This is a genomic window from Tessaracoccus yangjingae (genome assembly GCF_054483935.1).
The window spans coordinates 2,077,134-2,099,060 of record NZ_CM137014.1; the positions used below are offsets into that span (position 1 = coordinate 2,077,134).

The following is a 21,927-nucleotide window of genomic DNA, read 5'->3' on the forward strand; positions in this document are numbered from 1 at the left end:
AGATGGCGGAGGGTGGACCTGTCCGACTCGTGCGGTCATCGTTGGGAAGGTGTGCGTCCCGGCGTTTCCTCGGGTCCGCCGATGCGGTGATGTGCTCGAGTGAGGGGTGAAGCTTGTTGGTCGGCGCCGTTGAGGCCGACCTGGCTGGCGTGGTTGCGTAGCGCGTTGCGCAACCCCACCGCCACCGTCTGTGGGTGGCGATCAGCCATCGCTGCGGCGAGGGCGATCAGGTCGGTGCCGGCGGCTTGCAGCCGGGTCAGGTCGGTCTGCACTCTCGGCCACCTCTGATCCGTCAGCAACCCGGGATTGACGACCTGGGCCCAGGGGCGCCAGTCCACGACCACGGCCTGTCCGGTCTGGTACCCGGAAAGGGTGGCCGCGACCACTCGGGCGGGTGTCTTCGTGAGGTGTCGGGCCAGGAGGCTGGTGTCGGCTCCTGCGTGGTGGAGTTCGTCGAGACGGGTCGCGATCTCCGGCCACTCCGGTGTGCCGGTGACGCCGGTGGCAACGGCCCAGCTCTGCCACCGGTCCTGGGCAGGTTGATCGAGGCGGCGGCGCATTTCCCTGGTCTGTTCGCGTGCGTGGTCGGCGGCCGCGACGGGGGTGACAGTCCATGCGTTGATCCGCGTCAGGAGATGTCGGGTCTGCTCCTCTGGCACCTGGGCCAGGTGCTGCTGCCACGTGACCGCCGGGCGGGCGGCGAGGATCTCGGCGATCTGCAGGGCGGCGTCGGCGGGGGTGAGGAACGTGATCCGGTCACGGATCATCTGTTCACCCTGAAGTGTGGTGGCCGTGGCCAGGGCGTCGTGGAGGGCGTCGGGGCCGTGCTGTTCGAGCAGCTGCGCCGGGTCCCCGCCGGTTGGCAGGAGTAGGCGGCGCGGGTCGTAGCGGTGCTGGGCGAGCAGCCAGAACGTGTTCTCAGCTGCGACGTGTCCGGCGCTGTCGGCGTCGGTGGCGATCAGCGGTGTCGGTCCGCCGCGCAGCAGCAGCGTCTGCTCCGGCGTCAGAGCGGTCCCCAGCGGCGCGACGCCGACGAAGGCACCTTGGCCGGCGAGGGTAACGGCGATCGCGTCGATCGGCCCTTCGACGATCACCGGGACGGCGTTCGGGGTGAGGAGGTGGTGGCCGTAGAGGACGTCTCGTTTCGCAAACAGCGCGCCGGCGGGGCTGTTCAAGTACTTCGGGCCGTGGTCGTCGCCGGCGTCGGGGTGCCGGCGGCCCACGAACCCGACGATGACGCCTTCATGGTGGATGGGGAGGATGGCGCGGTCGCGGAAGCGATCGATCACAGTGCCCTGCCGGGTGGTGGTGGCCACCCCCGCGGCGAGCAGTTCCGCGGTGTCGAATCCTTGCTTCCGCAGCGCACTGACCAGCGTCGTCCAGCCCGCGGGCGCGTGCCCGATCCGGAACCGCGGGTCGCCGGCCAGATCCTGACCGAACCTCTCCGAGAAGTAGCTGCGGCTCCACGAGCCGGGCAGCTGGGCCTCGAAGAACCCGGCCGCCGCCTCGGTGACCTGGGCGAGGCGTTGTGGGGTGTGGGGGGTCTCGGCCCAGCGGTCGGCGGCCGCGAATCCCTGCCGCATTTCGATGTCGGTGAAGTCGGGGTCGGTGCGCTCCCGCAGCCGCGCGGCGGCGGTGAGGTCGGCGGTGCGGGTGGACCAGTCGATGTGATCGATCCCGTCGGGGGGCAGCTCATCGGGGTGCGGCGGCTCCACATCCTCATCTGGGGGTGGGGTGGTGGCCTGGTGGGCGCGCCACAGCATCGCCTGACATGCGTCGTCGAACCCCGAGATGTCCGGCACGGGGGCGAGCAGGTCCTCGAGGGTGAGTCCGTGGTCGGTGGCGTGGGTGAGCGCGGCTGCCAGGTGCGGCCACCAGGGGCTGGCCTCCAGCTCCGCGGCCGCTCCGTGGCCCAGTCGATTCACCAGCGATCCTTCCCAGGCGGGGAGGGTGGGGCTGTCGGCGGCGGCGAGGTGTCGGGCCAGCCGCCACCACAGAGCCGCGGCGGGTTGTTCCGCGGGCAGTGGGCCGTCGGCGACGGCCGCGGCGAGGTGCTCGGTGACGGGGACGCCAGCAGTGTGGAGGGCGGCGAGGCGATGCGCCAGCACGGTGGCGTAGGGGTCGCGTGGAACATCGGGGTGGATGTCGCGCAGGAGATCGGTCCAAATCCCGACGGGGTGGGCGGGGCGGAGGCGGTCGGTGAGGTGTTGTTGCCAGTGGTGCGCGGCGGCGCCGAGCTGGGCGGGTCCGGTGGGGCGGCGGTCGCTGGGTTCGACTTGCCAGGCTGCCCGCCACACCTCGACATCGGTCACGGTCGACGTTGTGAGGGTCTGGCCCGGTAGAGCCCATACCGGCTGGTTGATGGCGGTGGCGGCGGCTCGGACTTCGGCGGCGAAGGCGCGGACCTGGTCGTGGCGGGCGGTGAGGTAGGGGCCCCACTGACCGTGGTCGGCGAGGCTTTGGGGGATGCCGGTGAGCCAGGGGAGTGGGCCCGAGGTGTCAGGGTGGGGGAGCCGCCAGGTGAGCACCGCCGCCGGGTCGTGGGCGGTCGACAGTTCCCGGGCGTCGACCGCGGCACGCAGCAGCTGCAGTGCTGATTGGGACCTCTCGCCGGTGGCCGAGAGCAGAAGAAGGTGTGCGCGGAGGGTGGGCCAGGCGGGGCTGGCGGTGAGCTGATCCACGACCTCGTCGGCGTGCTGGTCCAGCTCGTGTGCCGCGTCGGCGTGGAGGTGTTCGATGGCGACGCTCAGCGCGTCGCTGTAGCGGGCCACGGCGAGGCCGAGGCGGGTGTAGGGGTCGACGGTTTGGCGGGTCTCGGTGGTGACGGAACGGGCGGATCCGTCACGGGCTAGGACCTGCTCGAGGACGTCTGCGGCGGTGACCGGTCGCAGGGTGGTGGGGTGGATGGGGGAGTTTTCGCCGCCGCCGTCGACGACCTGGACGTAGGCGTGGTTCGAGCGGCGGCCGCGGCTCATCGCGACGTAGAGCTGCTGCCTGCTCTCCGTCCCGGTCAGGACAGTGTGGGTGGTGTCGACGGTGATGCCTTGGGCGCCGTGGACGGTCACTGCATAGCCCAACTCCACGTTCTCGGTCACGTAGGTTGCAGGCAGGGTGATCCGCAGCCCGCTGTTCAGGTGGTGGGCGTGGATCGCGCCCGTCGGGTCGACTCCGGTGACGGTCCACCGGTCGCCGTTCTTCACCCAATCGGTGGCGCTGATCGCGAGGCGGCGGTCATTGAGTCGGGTGACGATCACGTCCCCGACCGAGGCCTGGTTTCCGTCCGACAGCACCGCAACGGCACCTTCAGCATCGCCGTGGGTGGCGGCCAGGCGGTGGTCGCGGGCCCACTGGTTTAGTTGGGCGACCTGGTCGCGTGTGCCGGCCAGCATCACCGAGTCCAGGCCGGCTGTCTTGTCATTGAGCCAGGCGTTGAGGGCGTCGCGGAGGATGGTTTCGTCCGAGCCGGCGTGGATCCGCTGCTGGTCGAGGTAGAAGCCCAGCGACTCGGGCCGGCCATCGCGCAGCGCCAACGAGGCGGCCGCCTCCGCTGGGTCTTCGAACCGCAACACCTCGGTCAAGTGGACGGCTGGGTGGGCGTGGGCGAGGTCGCGAAGCACCCCGCCGGCACCGACCGCGGCGAGCTGCTGATCATCCCCGATCAACCGCACCGACGCACCCCGCTGCATCGCGAAACCGATCACCGCGGCCAGCGATGGTGTGTCGGCCATGCCCGCCTCGTCAACGATCAGCAGCGTGTCAGGGCCGACCAGGTTCTCGGCTGCGCGACGGTGGTGGTGGAGGTCCCAGGCGAGCTTCGCCAGGGTGGTGGCGTGGCCGACGTGATCGGCCAGGAGTCGAGCGGCGACGGCGGCGGGGGCCAGGCCGACCACTGTCCCACCACTGTTCCGCCACGCCTGCCCGAGAGTTGCCAGGGCGGTGGTTTTCCCGGAGCCAGCGGCGGCCAGGGCGAGCTGGACCCGTCGTCCGCTGGTGGCCAGTTGACGCACGAGTTCAGCCTGGCCGGCGGTCAGGTTGATGCCGTTGGCGGTCGCCTCGAGGAGGGCGAGGGACACGTCGGCTTCGCTGGCTTGTCGGCCGTTGAGGAGGGTCGCTGCGTCGGTGATCTGCCGTTCGGCTTCGATCACGGCGGTGGAGGTGAACCGTCGGCTCCCGACCGTGGTGTAGACAGATTCGCCGTCGGAGCGGCGCAGGACCTGGGGGTCGCTGATCGGGTCGACCCACGCCTCCAGCGCGGTGCATCGGTCGGTTGCCGCGGCCAGGAGTTGGGCGGTGAGGTGGGTCGCCTGCCCGGGGCCGGTGGCCCGTTCCCTGGCCCTCCGGGAGGCTTCGGCCTGCAGGTGCCACACCGTCCACGTGGCCCGGGACAGGCTCATCCTGGTCACGATCTCGTCGGCCACCTCGTCGACCCAATCCGCCGTCGGCGCCGGCCTGGTCACGCGGCCCGCGGCGGTTACGTCGGTGAGCATCCGGTCCACTCCGTTTGCGCCGAGGACCGCTGCGGCTTGCGCGGCCCAGGCGCTGCGCTGCTCTGTCAGTGTGCGGGGCTCGTGCTTCGCTTCCCGGGTCTCCAGGGTGGCCTGTTGCGCCAGGGCGATCGCTTCGGCCGGTGTCGGCGGCCGTCGATGATCGTGTTGGAAGGCGACGGCCAGCTCGGACTGGCGGGCCTCAATCGCCGCCCTGCGGCTGGACCACGCTTCCCGCAACCGGGCTGGGACTCCGATGATCTCTCGCACCGGTCGCTTCGACGGATCGGCCACCGGCTCCGCCGCGAATCGCACACCGAGGCGTGCGGCGAGGTGGGCCTCCAGCTGGGTGTTGTAGACCTCCGAGATGCTTACCAGCCCCGCGAACAAGGGCCGGCCGTCGATCGCCAACCACGCCCCGTCCAGCGTCTGGACCTTGTTGGCGATTGCCACATGGGTGTGCAGATTCGGATCCCCAGCCCGCGAATCCCGGTGCGTGAACGCCGCTCCGATCAGGCCGGTCACCTCGACCTGCCGCACCCCACCCGCACCCCTGCGCGAGAACAGGACCCGCTCCTCCAGATAGGCCAGAGCGTCGGCGACGGCGGCGTTATGAGCCTCCTCAATCTGCGCGGCCACCTGCTGCGGCGAGACCGCCCACAGCGCAGAGACCGACTTCACCGGCGTGAACGTCACATCGAACCCGGCACACGCCGTCGTGGCGTTCCGCGTCAGGCGAGCGACCTCCGAGGACAACTCCAGGCTGCTCGGCGCCCTCCCCATCCGCGCCGCGAAGCCCTCGGTCGCGACCTCGTTGCGGACCCGCGCGCGGACATCCAGCGGCACTTCCTCATCCGCCGCGAGACCGTGCTCGGCCGCCCACACCGCGCACCGCATCGCGACCTCCTGCTGGAACGCGCTGGCCGCGGCATGCACCCGAAACGGCGCCCCCAGCCGGGCCGCGGCACGGATCTGCTCACGGGTCGCGCCGACCGGCAAAGCAGCGAGACGAGCGGCCATATCCGGGTGGAACCCTGCCCCGAACAGCGACTGCATCTGCTCCGCCGACACCGCAGACCCCGGCGCCACCTCGAGCGCCTGAAGGCCGGCCCCGAGCCACCGGCCGGGCACCTCACCCTTCTCCGTGTAGTACGACGTCAGGGAGGCGTGACCCTTCTCGGTGGAGTCCATGGCGGCGACCTGCCGGGTCAGGTAGTCATAGCCCGACCCGGCCGTCAGCTTGTGCAAGGACGCCGTCATACCCCCTAATAACCCCAACCCGAGGCGCCCACAGCTGGTCCGACAGTGCAAGAGGTGTGTGCGACATCGGCTGAGGGGGTGTGGCAGGCTCCGCGATGTGGGGCACATTGCTGACAGAGCCGAGGAGATTGCAGCATTCCTGGTTGCTGCGATCGTCGGGGCTGAGGCGACAAGGCAGGGACCGTCGTCGTCGATGGACTTTGAGTTGCGCTGGCCGAACGGAGGCCTCGGGGTGCTGGAGGTCACGCTGGTTCCCCACAGTGAGGCGATTCGGTGGCAGGACCAGCTCGCGACGGCCGGTGGCGGGTGGGATGTCCCGGGCAGGTGGGAGTTGCGCCTCAACACGCTCGCGATGCCCTACAGGGTCACCGAGGAAGCGGCCCGGCGAGTCGTCAACCTCTGCGATGAGCATGGCGTGGATCACCCAGGCGATCTACCGGCTGGCGTGCGCGCTGCTGAACCGTCCGTCGCTCATATGGACAGCGTCGGGTCGTTGCGGAGAGTCGACACCGGCCGCGATGGCCTGCAGGTCTTCGTTCCGAGCCGAGCCGAGTTCATTGATTCGTCCGACTGTGACTTCGCGTTGGTTCTAGAGGGATGGTTGGAGATCGAGCATGTCAGTCGTCACGTGACGAAGACCGCGGCGGTGTCGAGCGCGAGCCGGCACTTGTTCCTGGTCCCTCTCGACGACGTGTTGCCGATTCGCTTCTTCCGCGACGACTTCCCCGCACCGTTACGGCGCCCCCAGGGGTACGACGGACTGGATGGGCTCTGGGTGTGGTCCAACTTCTGGCACAGGTTCCTCGGCTTGCATGACGGCGTCTGGGCATGGCACGAGTTCCCGAGCTGAGAGCAACGCGTGGAACAGCCGGTGTCCGACGGGGGAACCCAACTGTCCTTCTATCGAGGGGCTGGGACGAACGTGACTCGCTCCCAGGCGAGATCTACGGCGGTGGCCTTCCATCCTGCGTCCTGGATGGCACGGGCCACAGCGCTGCCGTCGTAGGAATGCCAGTGAGGAGGGTGTTTGCGGCATGAGGGCGGCAGCGGCCCGCCGATCACCTCCTCAAGCTCGTCGAAGGTCGTCGTCACTGGCCGTGGCGCCTGTCGGGACAGCCATGCCCACAGCGAGTGGTACTTGCCGGCATGGGTGCGGGTCGTCAGCTGGGGTGCGTCGTCATGCAATTTGAGCGAGGACCCACCCCCGACGCTGTCGACATCTGCACTCGCCACGTCGAGGGCGACAACGTCGGAGCGTGTCCATACTTGGATCTCGGGGCCGGGGCGATCGATGAGGGCGCGGGTGAAGCGCAGCAGCGACTCATCGCGGGCGTCGCCGTCTGCCAGAACGATGATCCCGACGGGTGCGCCACAGTCCATGAGGTTCAGCAGGTCCCCTTTGACGTGCTTGCGGCTGCGCCAGCTGGATTCGATCTCGAACGCGACCACGGGTATCGGGCCGTCCACCCCGGGAACTGGGGGCTGGAGGTCGGTGGTCCAGACAACGTCAACGCGGCCACCGCGGATGGGGTACTCGGTGCGGACGACGAACCCACGAGCTTCACCGGCAGCGACAAGTCTTCGTGTCAGCTCACGATTGATCGCGGGGGCCTCCAACGATTCGTCAGGCATGCCTCCCACACTACGGGTGCGGCCTCACCCACGCTGCGTAGGAGACTGGAGTCGCCGCTGAGTCGTCTCGAGCGCGCTGTTGGCTGCTTTCCGGCGGGCGGTTCGGAGGCTCTAGCGTTCGGGTTATCGGTCGGCGTGGAGGTGCTCGTAGAGCATGGCCGGTAGGGCCTTGGAAAGTTCGTCGTATAGGTCGGGGTCGTTGAAGAGGTCGTAGACGAGTTGTGGGGTGCGGTCGCGGACGCCCATCACGGCGTCGATGAAGGCCTTGGGTAGTGCTGGGGATTCGCTGAACTGTTGGGCGGTGTTGACGCGTGCCTGGTTGGCGAGGGTCTCGTCGTGCGCGAGGTGGACAACGATGTTGGACATGGTGCCGGCGACGACGCCGGGTCCGTACTTGTCGCCGAAGCGTTCGTTGAGTTTGGCGATGATCTCCTCGAGAGCGCTGCGGTGCTTCTCGTGGATGGTGCCGGAGCCGATCGCGGTGATCGGGTCCAGACCTGGCCCCTCTGCGAGGGTGAGCTTCACGGAGTCGCCCTGGGCGATGGTGTAGCCGGTCAGCTTGACCTGCGAGATGTCGACAGGTTCCTCGATGGTGGCGGTCGAGAGCCTGGGCAGGGTACGGCGGAGGAAGAAGTGCAGCCGTGGCAGATCCGTGTCCTCGAGGTTGCGGGCCTGGGAGATGAAGTCGTAGAACTTCACGAAACCGGCCGCGTCGGACTTGAACAGCTTCAGCTCGTCCATGACCGATCGGTCGTCGTGGATGAACGCTTCCTGCCATCGTTTCGTGAACCGCTTGACGGCGGGCTCTGTCGCGGCGTGGAGTGCGCTGTTGGACTCGACCCCGCCCGCGAGGGCGGCGTCGAATGCCTGCTCGACCTCGGACCAGTCGTAGATGCCGGCGGAGTCGAGTTTGCTCTTGAGGTCGTAGACGAGGTTGGGGTCTGTGGTCGCGGTGAGCGTGGCCTTGCGGTAATAGGGCAGGAACGCTTCGAGGATCGCGTCGGGTTCGTTGACGAAGTCGAGCACGAACGTCTTGTCCTTGCCCGGGTGGGTGCGGTTGAGGCGCGACAGGGTCTGCACGGCCTGAACGCCGCCGAGCTTCTTGTCCACATACATCGCCACCAGGCGCGGCTGATCGAAGCCGGTCTGGAACTTCTCGGCCACGATCATCACGTTGAAAACCGCCGGCTTGAACGCCTCGGCCAAATCCGAGGTCCACACGCCGGGGTTCTGCGTCTTCTCGGTCAGGCCCTCGCCAACGTCGTCGAGATCGTCGACGGTGCCGGAGAACGCCACCAGCGCCTTGACGTCATGGATGTGTCCGTCGGCGAGGTAGGCGTCGAGGTACTTCTTCCACCGCACCGCCTCCTTGCGGGAGCCGGTGACCACCATGGCCTTGGCCTTGCCGTCCAGGAGGGGTTGGACGAAGGTGCGGAAATGGTCGACGACGATCTTGACCTTCTGCGAGATGTTCGTCGGGTGCAGCCGCACGAACCGCACCAGCGCCTTGACCGCGGTGGACTCGTCGACCTCACCGGGGGCGTCGTAGTCCTGGCCGGGATGCTGCAGCTGCCACGCCACCTTGTAGGGGGTGTAGTTGGTCAACACGTCGAGGATGAACTCCTCCTCGATCGCCTGCTGCATCGAGTACAGGTCGAACGGCTCCGGCAACTCCCCCCCATCCGGGACACGGCCGAACAGCTCGAGAGTCTTGGCCTTCGGGGTCGCGGTGAACGCGAAGTACGAGATGTTCGGCGCGTGCGCGGTGACCTCCATCGCCCACTGCAGGTACGCCTCGGCGTCCACAGGCGCTCCCTCAGCGACGCCGGCGAGCTCATCGGGCGAGAGGACCTTGGTCAGCGCGCCGGCGGTGGAGCCGGTCTGAGACGAGTGAGCCTCATCGGCGATCACCGCGAACCGGCGCCCCTGCAGATCCTTCTCGGTGCTGATCAGCTTGATCAGCGCCTCGAAGGTCTGGATGGTGACGATCACGATCTGCTTCCCGCCGGTCAGCGCCGCCGCGAGCTCCTTCGACTTGGAGTCGCCGTCGGCGCGGGTGATCGACTTCACCACCCCCGCGTGGCGCTCGAACTGGCCGATCGCGTCCTGAAGCTGCTTGTCCAGCACCGTGCGGTCCGTCACCACGACGACGGTGTCGAACACCTTCGCGTTGCCCTCGTCATGGAGTTGCGAGAGCTGGTGGGCGAGCCACGCGATCGAGTTGGTCTTGCCCGATCCCGCCGAATGCTGAATCAGATACCTCTGGCCCGACCCCTCGGCGCGGGCATCCTCGACGAGGCGGGTCACAGCGCGCCACTGGTGGTAGCGGGGGAACAAGATCTTCTCCACCCGGGTCTTCTTGCCCGTATCGTGATCGACCTCGGTCTCGACCTGGGTGTGCATGAAGGATCCGATGATCCGCAGCCACGTGTCGCGCTGCAGGATCTGCTCCCAGAAGTACGACGACGCGGACCCGTCCGGGTTCAGCGGGTTGCCCTTGCCCTGATCGCTGCCCCGGTTAAACGGCAGGAACCGGGTCTTCGGCCCGGCCAGCCGGGTGGTCATCGCCACCTCGGAGTTCGACACCGCGAAGTGCACCAGCGCGCGGCGGCCATAGGCGAACAGCGGCTCACCGGCCGGGTTGCGGTCGAACTGGTACTGCTTGGTCGCGTTCGACAGCGCCTGCGTGAAGTCCGTCTTCAGTTCCACCGTCGCCACGGGCAACCCGTTGAGGAACAGCACCAGGTCCAGCGCCTTGTGCGGGTGTTTGGCCGAGTAGTGCACCTGGCGCATCACCCGCAGCCGCATCTGGGAGTAGTCCTGGAGCGTGTCCGGGTTGATCGACGTGGCGGGGCGGAACTGCGCCATGCGCACCTTCACCGTGCCACCCGTGGGCGGCACGACGCTGAGCCCGCCGCGCAGCACCTGGAGGGTGCCGCCGTTCTTGAACGGGTCGTTGTCCAGCGCGTTCGCCAGGCGTTTCAGGAGCAGCGCCTTCGATGCCTCCTGCCGCAACTGGCTGTCAGCTGGGCGGATGAGCTTCGCGTACTCGACAGGCTGGGTGTCCTCGATCCAGCCCATCAGATCCTCCGGGAACAGCGCGAGCGCCCGGTCATACCCCGCGTCGGTCGGCGAGTACAGCCAGCCGTTCGCCGCCAGATGCTCGGCGATCTCCGTCTCCAGCACCGATTCCACATGCGCCCCAGCCACGCCGCTCATGCGCTCACCCCCACGTCGATCTTGCCCGTCACCGCAGCGGAAATCAGCGCCGCACGCCGTTCACGAGCCAGTTCGATGGAACGCGTCGCTGTGAGAATGGCTTGGTCGACCCGGCCAGTCACAAGCTTGAGAGCCTCTACCACGCCCGCTTGCTCATCGGCGGGTGGCACAGGCAGCCGTACCGAGCGGAGAGTCTGCTGGTTCAAACCAGCAACAGTGGATCCAACGGAGAAGCGCTCGAGTTGCGAATGAGCGGACGGAGATTGGAGGAACGTCCACAGATACTCAGCGGTAACCCTGGCGTTCGGCCGCAGCATCATGGAGTCCGAACCGCATATTGCGCCGTCAAATGCCCGGGTAACGATCGCCGACTTGTCGACCTCCCCCTTGCGGCCCAAGACAATGTCCCCAGTGCGCAGTCGAAAACGTGTCATGGTCTCAGCGCGGCTGACGCTCACTGATACCTCAGCGTCCGGCTGGATCGAACCTCCAACGACGTGGGTGGGGTTGATCACCGGAACACCGTCCGAGACATACTCCGAGGCGGAGAGCTGTGTACCAAACGGACCAGTCTGGGCAACTTTGAGCACGCGACGGATGGTTAGCAGCGCTTCCGTAGACACCCGGGAGAAACACGCGTCAATCGCGGCTGCGCTGCGTTCGGTGAGGAGGGAGATGAGTTCTTCGTTCTTCGCGATGAACGCGTCGATTTGTGCCGTCTCCCGATCCAGGAAGTCTGCAATCGCCCGCTGTTCGTCTGGGATGGGGATTGGAACGTCAATGGTCTTGAGGACCCGGAAGGGCACCTCTGTGGTGCGTACCGAGCCGCTGCCATCCCCTGCAGCGATGCCTCGTTCGCGCCGCACCATCTCGGCTGTGAACCAGCTCGACTTCATGAGGTACACCACGTACCTCGGATCGACTCTTGGGCGCGGTCGCATGACCTCGTAGTGGTAGGTGACGAGTCCTGCTTCCTCGGCTTGGCCCATGGCGCCAGCTCGGATGCTCATCTTGTTGAAGACGATGTCGCCCGGTTGACAGGTCTTGTAGTGATCAAGCGAATCTGCGCGCGCGGGAGTGTCCGTCAACTCACTTCGACGGATTACGCCTCGCGTCTGCGACACCGACAGCAATGGCAGGTCGGCACCGGGTAGCTTCTGGTCCACCCGCTCGACCAGGGCGCCGAACCGTGTCATCGCTCTACCTCAGCAAGCATGCGGCGGAGGTCGTCCATGACGGCTTCGAGGTCCCGGTCAATGTCCGCCAGGGGTCGCGGCGGGACGTAGGTGTAGAAGTGGCGCGTGAAGGGGATCTCGGCGCCTTCTTTGGTCTTGGCGTGGTCGATCCAGGCGTCCGGGGCATAGGGAAGGACTTCGCGTTGGAGGTAGTCGTCGACGTCCTGGTCCCAGGGCACGTTCTCGGTGTCGCGCAGCGACGTGTCGGGTTCGGGGTTGCCGGAGGCGTCGGTGCAGACGTCCGCCGCGTCGTCCTGGACGCCGAGCGCAGCGGTGACCGCCTTGAGGAGCGGCGCGGCGAGCTTCAGACCCTGGGCCGCGGTGGCTGTCTTGAGGGCCGTGTGGAACTGGTCGCGGTTGGTCCACACCTCGTCGTGGCCCAGCGCTTCGAGGGCGGCGCGGAGGCTCGCGGCGTCGTCGTCGGGGAGCTTCTGGATGGGCTTGGCCTCGAAGACAGCCTCGATGGCGTCTGGGGTGGCCTGCCAGCGGAGCTTCAGGGGGCGTTCGACGGTGATGGTGCGGTAGAGGAAGTCCTCGTTGCGGAAGATCTTGGAATGCTCGCCGTCGGAGAAGCCGGAGTAGAGGGAGACGATGCGATCGATGTCGGCCGCGGTGAGTTCGTTGCGCTTGGAGCCCAGGCCCTTGCGGAGTTTGCCGTAGAACTCGCGGGCGTCGATGAGCTGGACCGTGCCCTCGCGCTCGGGGTCCTTGCGGTTGGTGAGGATCCAGATGTAGGTGGAGATGCCGGTGTTGTAGAACAGGTCCTTCGGCAGCCCGATGATCGCCTCGACGAGGTCGTTGTCGAGCAGCCACTTGCGGATGTTCGACTCGCCCCCGCCCGCGCCGCCGGAGAACAGCGGGGAGCCGTTGAGGACGATGGCCATGCGGGAGCCCCCGTAGGCGGGCCTGCGCATCTTCGACACGAGGTGGAGCAGGAACAGCATCGCGCCGTCGGAAACCGCAGGGGTGCCTGGGCCGAAGCGGCCGACGAAGCCCAGGGTCTTGTGTTCGTTGTCGACGACGTCGCGCTGGTCCTTCCAGTCGACACCGAATGGCGGATTGGACAGTGCGTAGTCGAACTTCTTATCCGGGAAATGGTCCTCGGTGAGGGTGTCGCCGAGGCGGATGTTGTCGACGTCCTGGCCCTTGATGACCATGTCGGCCTTGCAGATGGCGTAGGAGGCGTCGTTGTAGTCCTGCCCGTAGAGGGCGAGTTGAATGCCGGGGTTCATGCCGCGGAGGTGTTCGTCGGCCACCGACAGCATGCCGCCGGTGCCGGCGGTGGGGTCGTAGATCGACCGCACCACGCCGGGCTTGGACAGGGCGGCGTCGTCGGTAGCGAACAGGAGTTGCACCATCAGCGAGATGACCTCGCGGGGGGTGTAGTGGTCTCCGGCGGTTTCGTTGGAGCGCTCGTTGGCCCATCGGATGAGTTCCTCGAACACCAGTCCCATCTGGATGTTGGAGACAGTGGCGGGGTGGAAGTCGGCCTGGGCGAACTTCTCGGTGACGGCGAACAGCTTGTTCTTGTCGGCCAGCTTGTCCAGGGTCTTGTCGAAGTCGAAGCGGTCGAAGATGTCGCGCACGTTGGGGGAGAAGCCGGCGATGTACGCGGCGATGTTCGGGCGCAGGTCCTGGGGGTCGGCGACGAGCTTGGAGAAGTCGAACGGGCTGGTGTTGTAGAACTGGCGACCCGAGGCCGCGGTGAGCTTCACGTCGCGGAGCATGTCCGGGAGCCCCTCCGCGTCGGGGGCGGCGGCGAGGACTGCGGGCTTGGTCGCGGCCAGGACCGCGTCTAGGCGGCGCATCACCGTGAAGGGGAGCACCACGGATCCGTACTCGGATGGCTTGAACGGGCCTCGCAGTGACTCGGCGATGTTCCAGATGAACGAGACGTGATTCACCACGAGGGGGGGTACTCCTACAGCTACTCAAGGTTCCGGTCGCGCGCCAACGCGCACGGTAACCATCTTCGCGCAGGACTATGGTTTCTGCACCCGCGGCCCGCGAGCCTTGGCTAGAAGGCCTGGTCATGCCTGCGTCATGTGGGGTGGCCGGCCGCTTGGGCGCTAGGGGCCTGGGTGTCATGGCCCCGTCACCAGCTGGTCTGGAAGCGATTGGGGAACAGCCCAACGCGGCCAACGCGTGTCGCTCAATCCGCAACGATCGAGGCCCGGTGAAGATTGCGTCCCGTTGTGTGGTGGGCTTTCGGGGTAATTCCCGGCCTCACGCTTCGCCGCCGGTGATGGCGGCGATGGGTTCATTATCGCGGGAGGGCAGCAGGAGCGCCATGGATCCCTCGGACAGATAGCGGCGCTCGTCGGTGATCCATTCGTCGTTGGTGTCAGCCAGGATCATCCCGACCAGCCGGATCACGGAGGCCTCGTTGGGGAAGATGCCAACGACGCGGGCGCGGCGTTTGATCTCCTTGTTCAACCGCTCGAGGGGATTGGTGGACCAGATCTTGCTCCAATGAGCCCGGGGGAACCCGGCGAACGCGAGGACTTCGGTCTTCGCCTGGTCCATCATCGGGCCGATCTTGGGGATCCGGCCAGCGAGCTGGTCCCTGACGGAGTCCCAGGTGCTGGTCACGGCCGTGGGGTCGGGTTGAGCGAAGATGGTGCGGAACACGGCCGCGACCATGTCCATCTGCCCCTTCGGGACCAGAGCGAGGAGGTTGCGGGCAAAGTGGACCCGGCAGCGTTGATGCGCCGCGCCTTGGAAACAGCGGGCGATCGCAGCGGTCAGGCCGGCGTGCTGATCGGAGATCACCAGCCTCACCCCGCGCAGGCCGCGGCCCTTCAAGCTGGTGAGGAACCCGCGCCAGAACACCTCGTCCTCGCTGTCCCCGACGTCGAGTCCGAGGATCTCCCGACGACCGTCGGCAGCGACCGCGGTCGCCACGACCACCGCTTTCGAGGTGACCAGGCTGTTGGCCCGGACGTGGAGGTAGGTGGCGTCGAGGAACACGTACGGGTACTCGATCTGATCGAGGCGCCGGGTGCGGAACTGGCCGACCTCCTCGTCGAGCTGACCGCAGATCCGAGAGACCTCGGACTTCGAGATCCCGGTACCGCCGAGCGCGTCGACCAGCGCGTCGACGTTGCGGGTCGAGACCCCGCCCACCCAGGCTTCCATCACCACGGCGTAGAGGGCCTGATCGATCCGGCGCCTCGGTTCCAGCACCGAGGGGAAGAATGATCCCTTCCGTAGCTTGGGGATCGCGACCTCGACATCGCCGCCCTTGGTCGTCAGCGATCTGGGTCGGGAACCGTTGCGTTCGGTGACACGATCCGGGGTGCGTTCGTAGCGGGCGGCGCCGATCACCTCAGCGGCTTCGGCTTCGATCAGTTCCTGCAGCACGAGTCGCACGGACTCGCGCACCAGGTCGACTCCTTCACCCGCACGGAATGCGTCGAGCAGCTCGGACACGGCAGACTGGGACAGGGCCATCGGTGTGAACTCCTTCACGGTCGTAGTTGGCGCTACAACCGAGAATCACGCCGATGGCCCTCCCATCAGCTCAGGACACGCCCTCCCCAAAACCCCACCACTCCACGGGACTCACACCCCGGTGAATCGCAAGGCGTGTTCAGTCACGGAGGCTGGCTTGGCGCGAGCCACTGACGACCTGACGTCAGCGCTCGTTCCGACTTTGCCTAAACGGCGGAAGAAGGTTCAGGCTGCCGCGCGTAATGGTGCATCGGCGGCGGATCAAGCAGCCGCGGCCGCGAGGAAAGCCCGCAAGGAACAAAGGCTATTCGTGCGACTCGTGAGCGGAGGCCTCCCAGGTCTCGGCAAGCGGCACTAAGGAGAGGACGGTGGCCGCGTGACCTAGGACCGCTCCTCCTCCGCCGAGACCCTGATCGTTGTGCTTCCACTCGCGTCTCGCCTGACTGGGACCAGAACGGGGCCACGCGGCAGGGACCCTCTCTCAGTCGGCTCCAAGGTGGGCAGCCGCCTGATGACTTCGGCAAGCGGTGGTCGGTTCACGCTTCGGTGGAGGCAAGTCCGGGTTCTATGGGTGGTAGGAGGAGTGGGAGGGGAGTAGAAGGTATGTCACGCAGCATTCGCCAGAAGGCCCGCCTCAGGGCGCAGGATCAGCTCGTCCGTCGCCGGGAGGTCCTGGCCGCCCGAGAAGCAAGGATCAGTGAGCAGGTTCTTGAGGCCACCGCAGCCATTCTCGAACGAGAACGAGTCGTCGCTGACTGCGCGAGACGGATCGGACGCGCCGTAAATGCGCTCACCGTCGTCGAGGCCTTGCCAGTCAGTGAGGCTGCTGCCCTGTGCGGGCTGGACATCCGCGAGGTCAACCGTCTGCTTCGGGCGGGCCTTGACGGCACGGGATTGGCACGCCCAGCGGTACCCCTGGTCATGGATGCTGGCAACGCGGGGGAGGGGTGAGCAGCATGGTCCGTCCACAGACCACGACGAAGCTCCATCCTCGGTACGCGACTTTGCCGGAGGCTGTTGAGTACTGCAGGAGTTCCCGTCGGTCGCTTGAGCGCCGGATGGCGGAGGGCAAACTCACGCGGTTCAAGAACGGCTTCCGCGTTCTGGTCGACCTGAACGAGATCGACACCCTGCTCCTCGGTGGTCGTCGTTGAGCGCTTCTGTTCTTCCCCGGGTCATGCGATGGTGGGCTTCGGCCGGCGTGACCGTGTCCTCGATCGGAGTCCTTGGTAGCGACTCTGCGCGGTGACCCGCCGACTCCCAGTAGACCTGACCCACAAGCGCACTCTGCGGCATGAGCGAGCATGGCTGCTGTCGGCAGCAGAATGGGGTCATGACCATGACCTTGCTCGAGGGTGAACCCGCTGCGGGGCCTTGGCGGGCCCTCGACACTGCCGAGCTGGTCAATCACGTTTTACAGGTGGCCGGGCAGCCGCTGGGTCGGCCGCAGATCGTTGCCGTGGACGGCAGGGGAGCCTCAGGTAAGTCGACGCTGGCTGCTGAGCTGAAGCGGGCCGTCGCCCGTTCTGCGGTCGTCCACACGGATGACCTGGCCTGGCATGAGCCGTTCTTCGCCTGGGGGCATCTGCTGCGCGACGAGATCCTGGTGACACTGCACCGTGGGGAGGGTGTGCGGTTTCAGCCGCCGGCGTGGGGGCTGCATGGACGCGAAGGCGTGATCGAGGTTGCCGCGGAGGCGGACTTGGTCGTCATCGAGGGCGTCGGCGCAAGCCAACGCGAGTTCGAGCACTTCGTTGATGCCTCGATCTGGGTGCAGTCGGACTTTCAGGAGGCCGAGCGGCGGGGGATCGCTCGCGACATGGCCGAGGGTGTGAACGGTGATCGCGAGCAGACGATCGCGTTCTGGCACGAGTGGATGGCACATGAAGTGCGGTTTCTTGCCGAGCAACGTCCGTGGGAGCGGGCCTGCCTGGTGGTTGCCGGTTCCCCAACCATCGACCTCGATGAGGGGCAGTTCGCCGTAGCGCCTGCACCTTCGAACAACCCGTGGCTCTGATGGTAGGTGCCCCCGCATCTGCCAACGCGACAGTAGCGTGCGGCCACGCTCAGTGCGGCAGATCCGAGTGTCTGGGGAGCAAGCAGGTAGCCGTCGGACTTCGCGTCCGGCAGGCTGTGTCTATGCTCGTGCGCTCCGTTGACCCCCGGGACCAGACGTGGGAGGTCACCCATCCCAGCTACCGCGTCATCTTCCACGATGCCCACGGGGCGGCAGAGGAACTCGAGATCACCGGAGCCGACGTCTCCGCGATTCTCGAGTGGGGAGAGGCTGAGCGCCGCGGCAGAACCTACGTGCTCTACGTCTGCGCGCCGGTCGACGGTCTGGGCCTTGTCCGACTTCAGGGCAGCGACCCCAATGAGCAGTAGAAAGCCCCTGGTCGCGGCATGACCGGATGTTGGTGGGCGGCGCTTTCGGCGCGTCGCTGGAATGAATGGCCCGGCGGATCCCGCATCCCAGCGCCAGGCACTTCGGAGGCGAGGCTGATGCGGCCGCCGCCGACTTGACCCACCTCCGTGGGAGAGTCGATCACTATCAGGTCGAAGGCATCGGCTGAACAGACCCCATCGAGAGGACCGGGCGCGAGCACAACCATGTCTGAGTATGCAGAGACATCACCCGGCCTTGCGATAGTCGCTCAGCTGCTGCTCCCCACGCTGGTCATCGCCTCCACAGTGGCTGGCATGGTGTCCCTGCCGCGCGTTGGCCTAGGCCTACGGCGGTGGCGACTCGCCCTGGCAGGAGCCCTCCTCGCGCTCACGGTCTTCGTGATCATGCTCTGGGCTCCTGTAGTGCCGCAGGAAACGGGCGTCGACCTGTACTGCGATCAAGCCTTCCTGGCCATCACCCTGCACGGTTCATCAGGCAATGCCTTCCCGAAGTGGGCCGTCATGTGCCGATCGGCCGCCGTTGGGCACCTGGTTGTCAGCTCCGGACTTACCGTCGCGTGGGTTGGCATGGTGCCTACTTCAGACGGTCAGTGGTCGGAGGCGCTGAGCGGATTCCTGGTGCCCGCGTGAGTGCCCGCCCCAGCTAGAAGGCTTGCGCTGTGCCGCCTCGACCGCCAGGTCCGCGGCAGATGAGTGCGTTACGAGCAGATTAGAGGACGCCGCCGAGACTCTGCACCAAGGAATCTTGTCCTCACTAGAGCGGCGTACTCGCGTCTCGCGGACCAACCGTTGAGAGGAAGCCTCCGACTGGAGAACACTCTCTTCTGATGACCTGGCCTTGAACGAGAGCTTGGACAGAATTCAACAACTGGCATGACCATCGGGCACGTTGGCCGAGCTCACTGAGCCATTGGCGCCGATTCTCGTACCACGACCTCAAGGCCTGTACCCCCTCCATCGATGACTTTACTCGTCGTCGCTTGTGGGAGAGCAGGTGATGTCTCCGATTGGTTGATCGGGTTGTCCTTGGTGCAGTGCATCGGCGGTGAATTCCTCGGTGACCAGGACGTCGACGATGGCGTCGTTCCGGCTCAGCTCGCCGCCACCACCACCAAACCAAGTGCCCACCAGTTCTATCTCCCGGTACTGATTGCTGCCGCGAAGGATGATTGGGCCACCGAGGCTCTTAAGCGCCTTCTCGCCGGTCACCGTTACCGCGAAGCCTGCTTGTCGCAAATGCGCCGCGGCGGCGGCAACGGCCGTATCGTCGCCGCCCGCGGAATAGACATGCACCTGGACATCTGCGGTGGTCTGTCGCGGCGGCCGGACGCAGTGGCCCGTGGCGACGATCTCGGACCGCATCCGTTCGAGCAGCTCGGGGCTCGGTCGCCACTCCATCAGTCCCTCGCCCGTCGGCTCGTACCAGTTGAACCTGCCGTCTTCGGCCGAGCCGACGAGTGAACGGACATCCCCAGCAGCAGTGCGCAACGCGAGGCCATGCGCGTTCGTGGCCGAGATGCCTGGTAGCAGTCCGAGAAGAAAGGCATTCATCTGCAGCTCTGACACAATGTCGACAGTCAGGTCACTTGAGAAGGCCACCTGCACAAACGAGGTGCCGCCGGGGTTCTCCGAGACACAGAAGAACGCGCCGGTGACATCAGGTAGCACTGCTACCGTCTGCTTCCACTCCACGCGGTCAGCGCAGGCGGTGACCGACGGCTCTGAGGTCGGCGTCGCTTCGGCCGGTTCAGTGGTGGACTCGGCGGGGGTGGCCAGGATCGTCGGCTGAGGGACATTGAGGAGGAGCATTCCTACGCCGACCACTGCTACCGCAGCCGCGCCCGCTACGACACCGGATGTCCGCACGCGACGACGACGGTGCTCCGTTCGCACCTTCGGGCCCCACCCCGACGCCTCGGGCGGCGTTGGCACCAGCCCGTCCAGCTCATCGGCAAGGTTGTCTCTGGTCATGAGTGCATGTCCTGTTCCAGTAGGTGTGGTGACCGCCGGAGGGCCACGAGGCCCCGACGTGCGTGGGATTTGACGGTGGACGTGGGCATCTGGAGGAGTTCCCCCACCTCGATCACCGTCATGTCTTCGAAGTAGCGCAGGACCAGTACCGCTCGCTGAGAGCGTGGCAGGCTGAACAGCGCCCGGCGGAGGTCCGACGCCTGCATCGGGGGGTCGTCGCCGACGTCGGCAACAGTGTCCGGTTCAAGCGCGCTGGGCATCTCACTGCGCCAGTGGCGCCGCCGCCGCCAGGAGACGAACGTGCGGAAGAGCGTGGTCCGCACATAAGCCTCGAAATGCCGTTCGCTGTCGAAGGCCGCAAACCGGCCATACGTGCGGAGCAAGGCGGCCTGAACCAGATCCTCAGCATGGTGGACATCCCCAGTCAGCAACCATGCGGAACGCCAGAGCTCGCCGCCGCGTTCAGTGACATACGCGTCGAAACGTGCGGCGGCATCACTCGAAGGGGGCCCATTGTCTGCCTGCATGCTTACCTAGACGCTTTCATGACACCGAAGGGTTGCACGCGAACGCGTTCAGCGCACGCCACGCGTGGTCAGTGGGCTACCGCCGATCAATCGGAGTCACGTCGCCACGCCGCGGCGACCGGCCTATGCCGGCCCTCAGCGCCTTCGCGGATGTGGAGGCAGAAGCCAAGTCAAAAGAGTGCACAGGAGGGCAAGTCGATGTTGCTTGCGTCATGCTCTTGGTACACCAAAGCGATAGCTCGCAGGCATTGCTCCGTCTTCAACAGCCGGGTCTGCTGCGTGGACAGATAACAACCTCAACTGGCCCGCGCGAGCTGTCCCAACAACCTTGGCGTCTGCCGCTCGCGCACTCGGTGTCGAGATTCTGCACCATCCGCAGATCGGCAGATCCGGTTACCCGGCCATGAAACTGCGTCCGCACCATCTGGGTCAGGTATCGGTCGGGGCCTTGGAGGTCATGGTGGCCTCACGGCGTGCACTCGTGCGTTGGGCTGACATCTTGCGTGCGCGCTCGGCGTCTCGTTCCCTTGTGGCCGTCTGGTAGCTCAGCGCCATGGTCGGCGTCGTGTGCCCGAGCATCGCCTGGATCTCGCGCACCGATGCGCCCGCGGATGCGGCCAAAGTTGCCGCGGTGGCCCTGAGGTCGTGATCCTTCAGCTCGCGACGCCCGATCACCTCTGCGGCCCTTTTATGGATGCGGCGGAGCACGTCGTCATTGAGTGGCTTGCCGAACGCATCGCAAAAGAGCAGGGCATCTGCCCGCAATGTTCCTCTGGACTGGCGCCAGACCTTCAGCTCGGCGACGGTGTCGGGGAGGAGCGAGATGGTGCGCATCGATGCCCGGGTCTTTGGGTGTTGAACGACTCGAGTCCTCATCCCTAGTTCCCCGACCTTCGCCACTGTCCCAGCGACCGTGACGGTTTCTGCCTGGAGGTCGAGGTCTTTCGACCGCAGCGCCAGGACCTCGCCGATCCGGAGCCCGCAAGTCACTTGGATGGTCAGGGCGGCTCTCGCCCAGGGTTCCTCAACTGCGGCGAGGAAGCGGTCGACCTCGTGCAGGGACAGCGACTCGGGCTCGCGGGCGCGGTCAGGAGCGCCAGCTCCTCGCAAGGTGCAGGGTGTTGCGTCGATGAGCTCCGCCACTACGGCATCGTCAAAGGCAGAGACGAGGAGCTCGTAGGCTTTGCCCCCTTGTGTGCGGGTCTTGCTGGGAGGCCCGCTCCAGCGCCACGCGTGCACGTCGGACCGCCTCACGTCCGTGACGCGCATGTCGCCGAGCTCGGTGCCGTCGACGTTCAGGCGTGCCAGCTTGCGGTAGTTGTCTGCGGTGGTCTGCTTGATCGGACGCCTGGTCCGCGTCTGTCGCTCGGTGATGCACTGCTCAAGCCATTGACTGACCGTCGGGACGCTCGCGAGCGCTTCGGCGGCCAATGCCTCAGCCGCTTGACGTTCAGCTTCGGCTCGGGCAGCCGCTTCGACAGCCTCGGCTCGCGCCTTGGGGCTGGTCCACGTGCCGTACTCGATGAGGCGACGCTCGGCGGTGATCCAGGCCTGGGCGTCGGCCTTGTGCGTGTATGTCGCGGGGGCGTTATGGCGCGAACCGTCCGGGGCCTGATAGCTCGCCTGGTACCTGCCGCTGGGCAACTGGCGAATGTAGCCGAACCTCATGGCATGCCCCCGTCGTGCGATCTCGTGCGATGAACGTGCGATGAACATGCTACAGAGTGGTGCACGCTGGCG

At 66.6% G+C, this 21,927-nt stretch carries 14 protein-coding genes; 5 read left to right on the top strand and 9 right to left on the bottom strand.

Annotated features, from left to right (window positions below; translation table 11 throughout):
- Positions 1–35: 35 nt before the first annotated feature.
- Positions 36–5,744 (bottom strand): MobF family relaxase, encoded by a 5,709-nt coding sequence (gene mobF / locus ACX1D3_RS09205; protein WP_458993611.1) that lies wholly within the window; start codon positions 5,742–5,744, stop codon positions 36–38.
- Positions 5,745–5,841: 97 nt separating this feature from the next.
- Between mobF and ACX1D3_RS09210 the strand changes: the two genes are divergently transcribed.
- A complete protein-coding gene (locus tag ACX1D3_RS09210) occupies positions 5,842–6,594 on the top strand; it encodes a hypothetical protein (RefSeq protein WP_153302366.1) in 753 nt (250 codons plus the stop codon).
- A gap of 50 nt (positions 6,595–6,644) precedes the next feature.
- Here ACX1D3_RS09210 and ACX1D3_RS09215 read toward each other — a convergent pair whose 3' ends face one another.
- The 5 genes from ACX1D3_RS09215 to ACX1D3_RS09235 form a co-directional block, all read right to left on the bottom strand.
- Positions 6,645–7,376, bottom strand: a complete 732-nt coding sequence (locus ACX1D3_RS09215; protein ID WP_153302365.1) for a DUF7662 domain-containing protein — start codon at positions 7,374–7,376, stop codon at positions 6,645–6,647.
- Between the two features lie 123 nt (positions 7,377–7,499).
- Positions 7,500–10,595, bottom strand: a complete 3,096-nt coding sequence (locus tag ACX1D3_RS09220) for a type I restriction endonuclease subunit R (protein ID WP_458993612.1) — start codon at positions 10,593–10,595, stop codon at positions 7,500–7,502.
- Positions 10,592–11,791 (bottom strand): restriction endonuclease subunit S, encoded by a 1,200-nt coding sequence (locus tag ACX1D3_RS09225; RefSeq protein WP_078919617.1) that lies wholly within the window; start codon positions 11,789–11,791, stop codon positions 10,592–10,594. The genes ACX1D3_RS09220 and ACX1D3_RS09225 overlap by 4 nt, the downstream gene beginning before the upstream one ends.
- Positions 11,788–13,737, bottom strand: coding sequence for a type I restriction-modification system subunit M (locus tag ACX1D3_RS09230; RefSeq protein ID WP_458993613.1), 1,950 nt, complete (start codon positions 13,735–13,737; stop codon positions 11,788–11,790). Before ACX1D3_RS09230 ends, ACX1D3_RS09225 begins: the two co-directional genes overlap by 4 nt.
- Before the next feature lie 319 nt (positions 13,738–14,056).
- Positions 14,057–15,283, bottom strand: coding sequence for an IS256 family transposase (locus ACX1D3_RS09235; RefSeq protein WP_078919615.1), 1,227 nt, complete (start codon positions 15,281–15,283; stop codon positions 14,057–14,059).
- Positions 15,284–15,886: 603 nt separating this feature from the next.
- Here ACX1D3_RS09235 and ACX1D3_RS09240 point away from each other — a divergent pair.
- The 4 genes from ACX1D3_RS09240 (at position 15,887) to ACX1D3_RS09255 (ending at position 18,319) form a co-directional block, all read left to right on the top strand.
- Positions 15,887–16,234: a hypothetical protein gene (locus ACX1D3_RS09240; protein WP_153302364.1), complete on the top strand. Its 348-nt coding sequence runs from the start codon at positions 15,887–15,889 to the stop codon at positions 16,232–16,234.
- Between the two features lie 382 nt (positions 16,235–16,616).
- On the top strand, positions 16,617–17,300 hold the full coding sequence (locus ACX1D3_RS09245) for a uridine kinase family protein (protein WP_197971685.1): 684 nt from the start codon (positions 16,617–16,619) through the stop codon (positions 17,298–17,300).
- A gap of 122 nt (positions 17,301–17,422) precedes the next feature.
- Entirely contained in the window at positions 17,423–17,668 is a 246-nt protein-coding gene (locus ACX1D3_RS09250) for a hypothetical protein (protein ID WP_078919613.1), read from the top strand.
- 399 nt (positions 17,669–18,067) lie between these two features.
- The gene (locus ACX1D3_RS09255) at positions 18,068–18,319 is read left to right on the top strand and encodes a hypothetical protein (RefSeq protein ID WP_458993614.1); all 252 of its coding nucleotides are present in this window, start codon (positions 18,068–18,070) and stop codon (positions 18,317–18,319) included.
- 336 nt (positions 18,320–18,655) lie between these two features.
- Here ACX1D3_RS09255 and ACX1D3_RS09260 read toward each other — a convergent pair whose 3' ends face one another.
- The 3 genes from ACX1D3_RS09260 to ACX1D3_RS09270 all read right to left on the bottom strand — a co-directional run bounded on the left by ACX1D3_RS09260 (position 18,656) and on the right by ACX1D3_RS09270 (position 21,903).
- On the bottom strand, positions 18,656–19,660 hold the full coding sequence (locus tag ACX1D3_RS09260; protein WP_153302362.1) for a hypothetical protein: 1,005 nt from the start codon (positions 19,658–19,660) through the stop codon (positions 18,656–18,658).
- Entirely contained in the window at positions 19,657–20,187 is a 531-nt protein-coding gene (locus ACX1D3_RS09265) for a SigE family RNA polymerase sigma factor (RefSeq protein WP_078919610.1), read from the bottom strand. Before ACX1D3_RS09265 ends, ACX1D3_RS09260 begins: the two co-directional genes overlap by 4 nt.
- Positions 20,188–20,616: 429 nt before the next feature.
- A complete protein-coding gene (locus ACX1D3_RS09270) occupies positions 20,617–21,903 on the bottom strand; it encodes a site-specific integrase (protein ID WP_078919609.1) in 1,287 nt (428 codons plus the stop codon).
- Positions 21,904–21,927 lie beyond the last annotated feature (24 nt).

Coding starts and splice junctions, on each gene's coding strand:
- mobF (WP_458993611.1), bottom strand. CDS start 5,744: ATGACGGCGTCCTTGCACAAGCTGACGGCCGGGTCGGGCTATGACTAC.
- ACX1D3_RS09215 (WP_153302365.1), bottom strand. CDS start 7,376: ATGCCTGACGAATCGTTGGAGGCCCCCGCGATCAATCGTGAGCTGACA.
- ACX1D3_RS09220 (WP_458993612.1), bottom strand. CDS start 10,595: ATGAGCGGCGTGGCTGGGGCGCATGTGGAATCGGTGCTGGAGACGGAG.
- ACX1D3_RS09225 (WP_078919617.1), bottom strand. CDS start 11,791: ATGACACGGTTCGGCGCCCTGGTCGAGCGGGTGGACCAGAAGCTACCC.
- ACX1D3_RS09235 (WP_078919615.1), bottom strand. CDS start 15,283: ATGGCCCTGTCCCAGTCTGCCGTGTCCGAGCTGCTCGACGCATTCCGT.
- ACX1D3_RS09240 (WP_153302364.1), top strand. CDS start 15,887: ATGTCACGCAGCATTCGCCAGAAGGCCCGCCTCAGGGCGCAGGATCAG.
- ACX1D3_RS09245 (WP_197971685.1), top strand. CDS start 16,617: ATGACCATGACCTTGCTCGAGGGTGAACCCGCTGCGGGGCCTTGGCGG.
- ACX1D3_RS09250 (WP_078919613.1), top strand. CDS start 17,423: ATGCTCGTGCGCTCCGTTGACCCCCGGGACCAGACGTGGGAGGTCACC.
- ACX1D3_RS09260 (WP_153302362.1), bottom strand. CDS start 19,660: ATGACCAGAGACAACCTTGCCGATGAGCTGGACGGGCTGGTGCCAACG.
- ACX1D3_RS09265 (WP_078919610.1), bottom strand. CDS start 20,187: ATGCAGGCAGACAATGGGCCCCCTTCGAGTGATGCCGCCGCACGTTTC.
- ACX1D3_RS09270 (WP_078919609.1), bottom strand. CDS start 21,903: ATGTTCATCGCACGTTCATCGCACGAGATCGCACGACGGGGGCATGCC.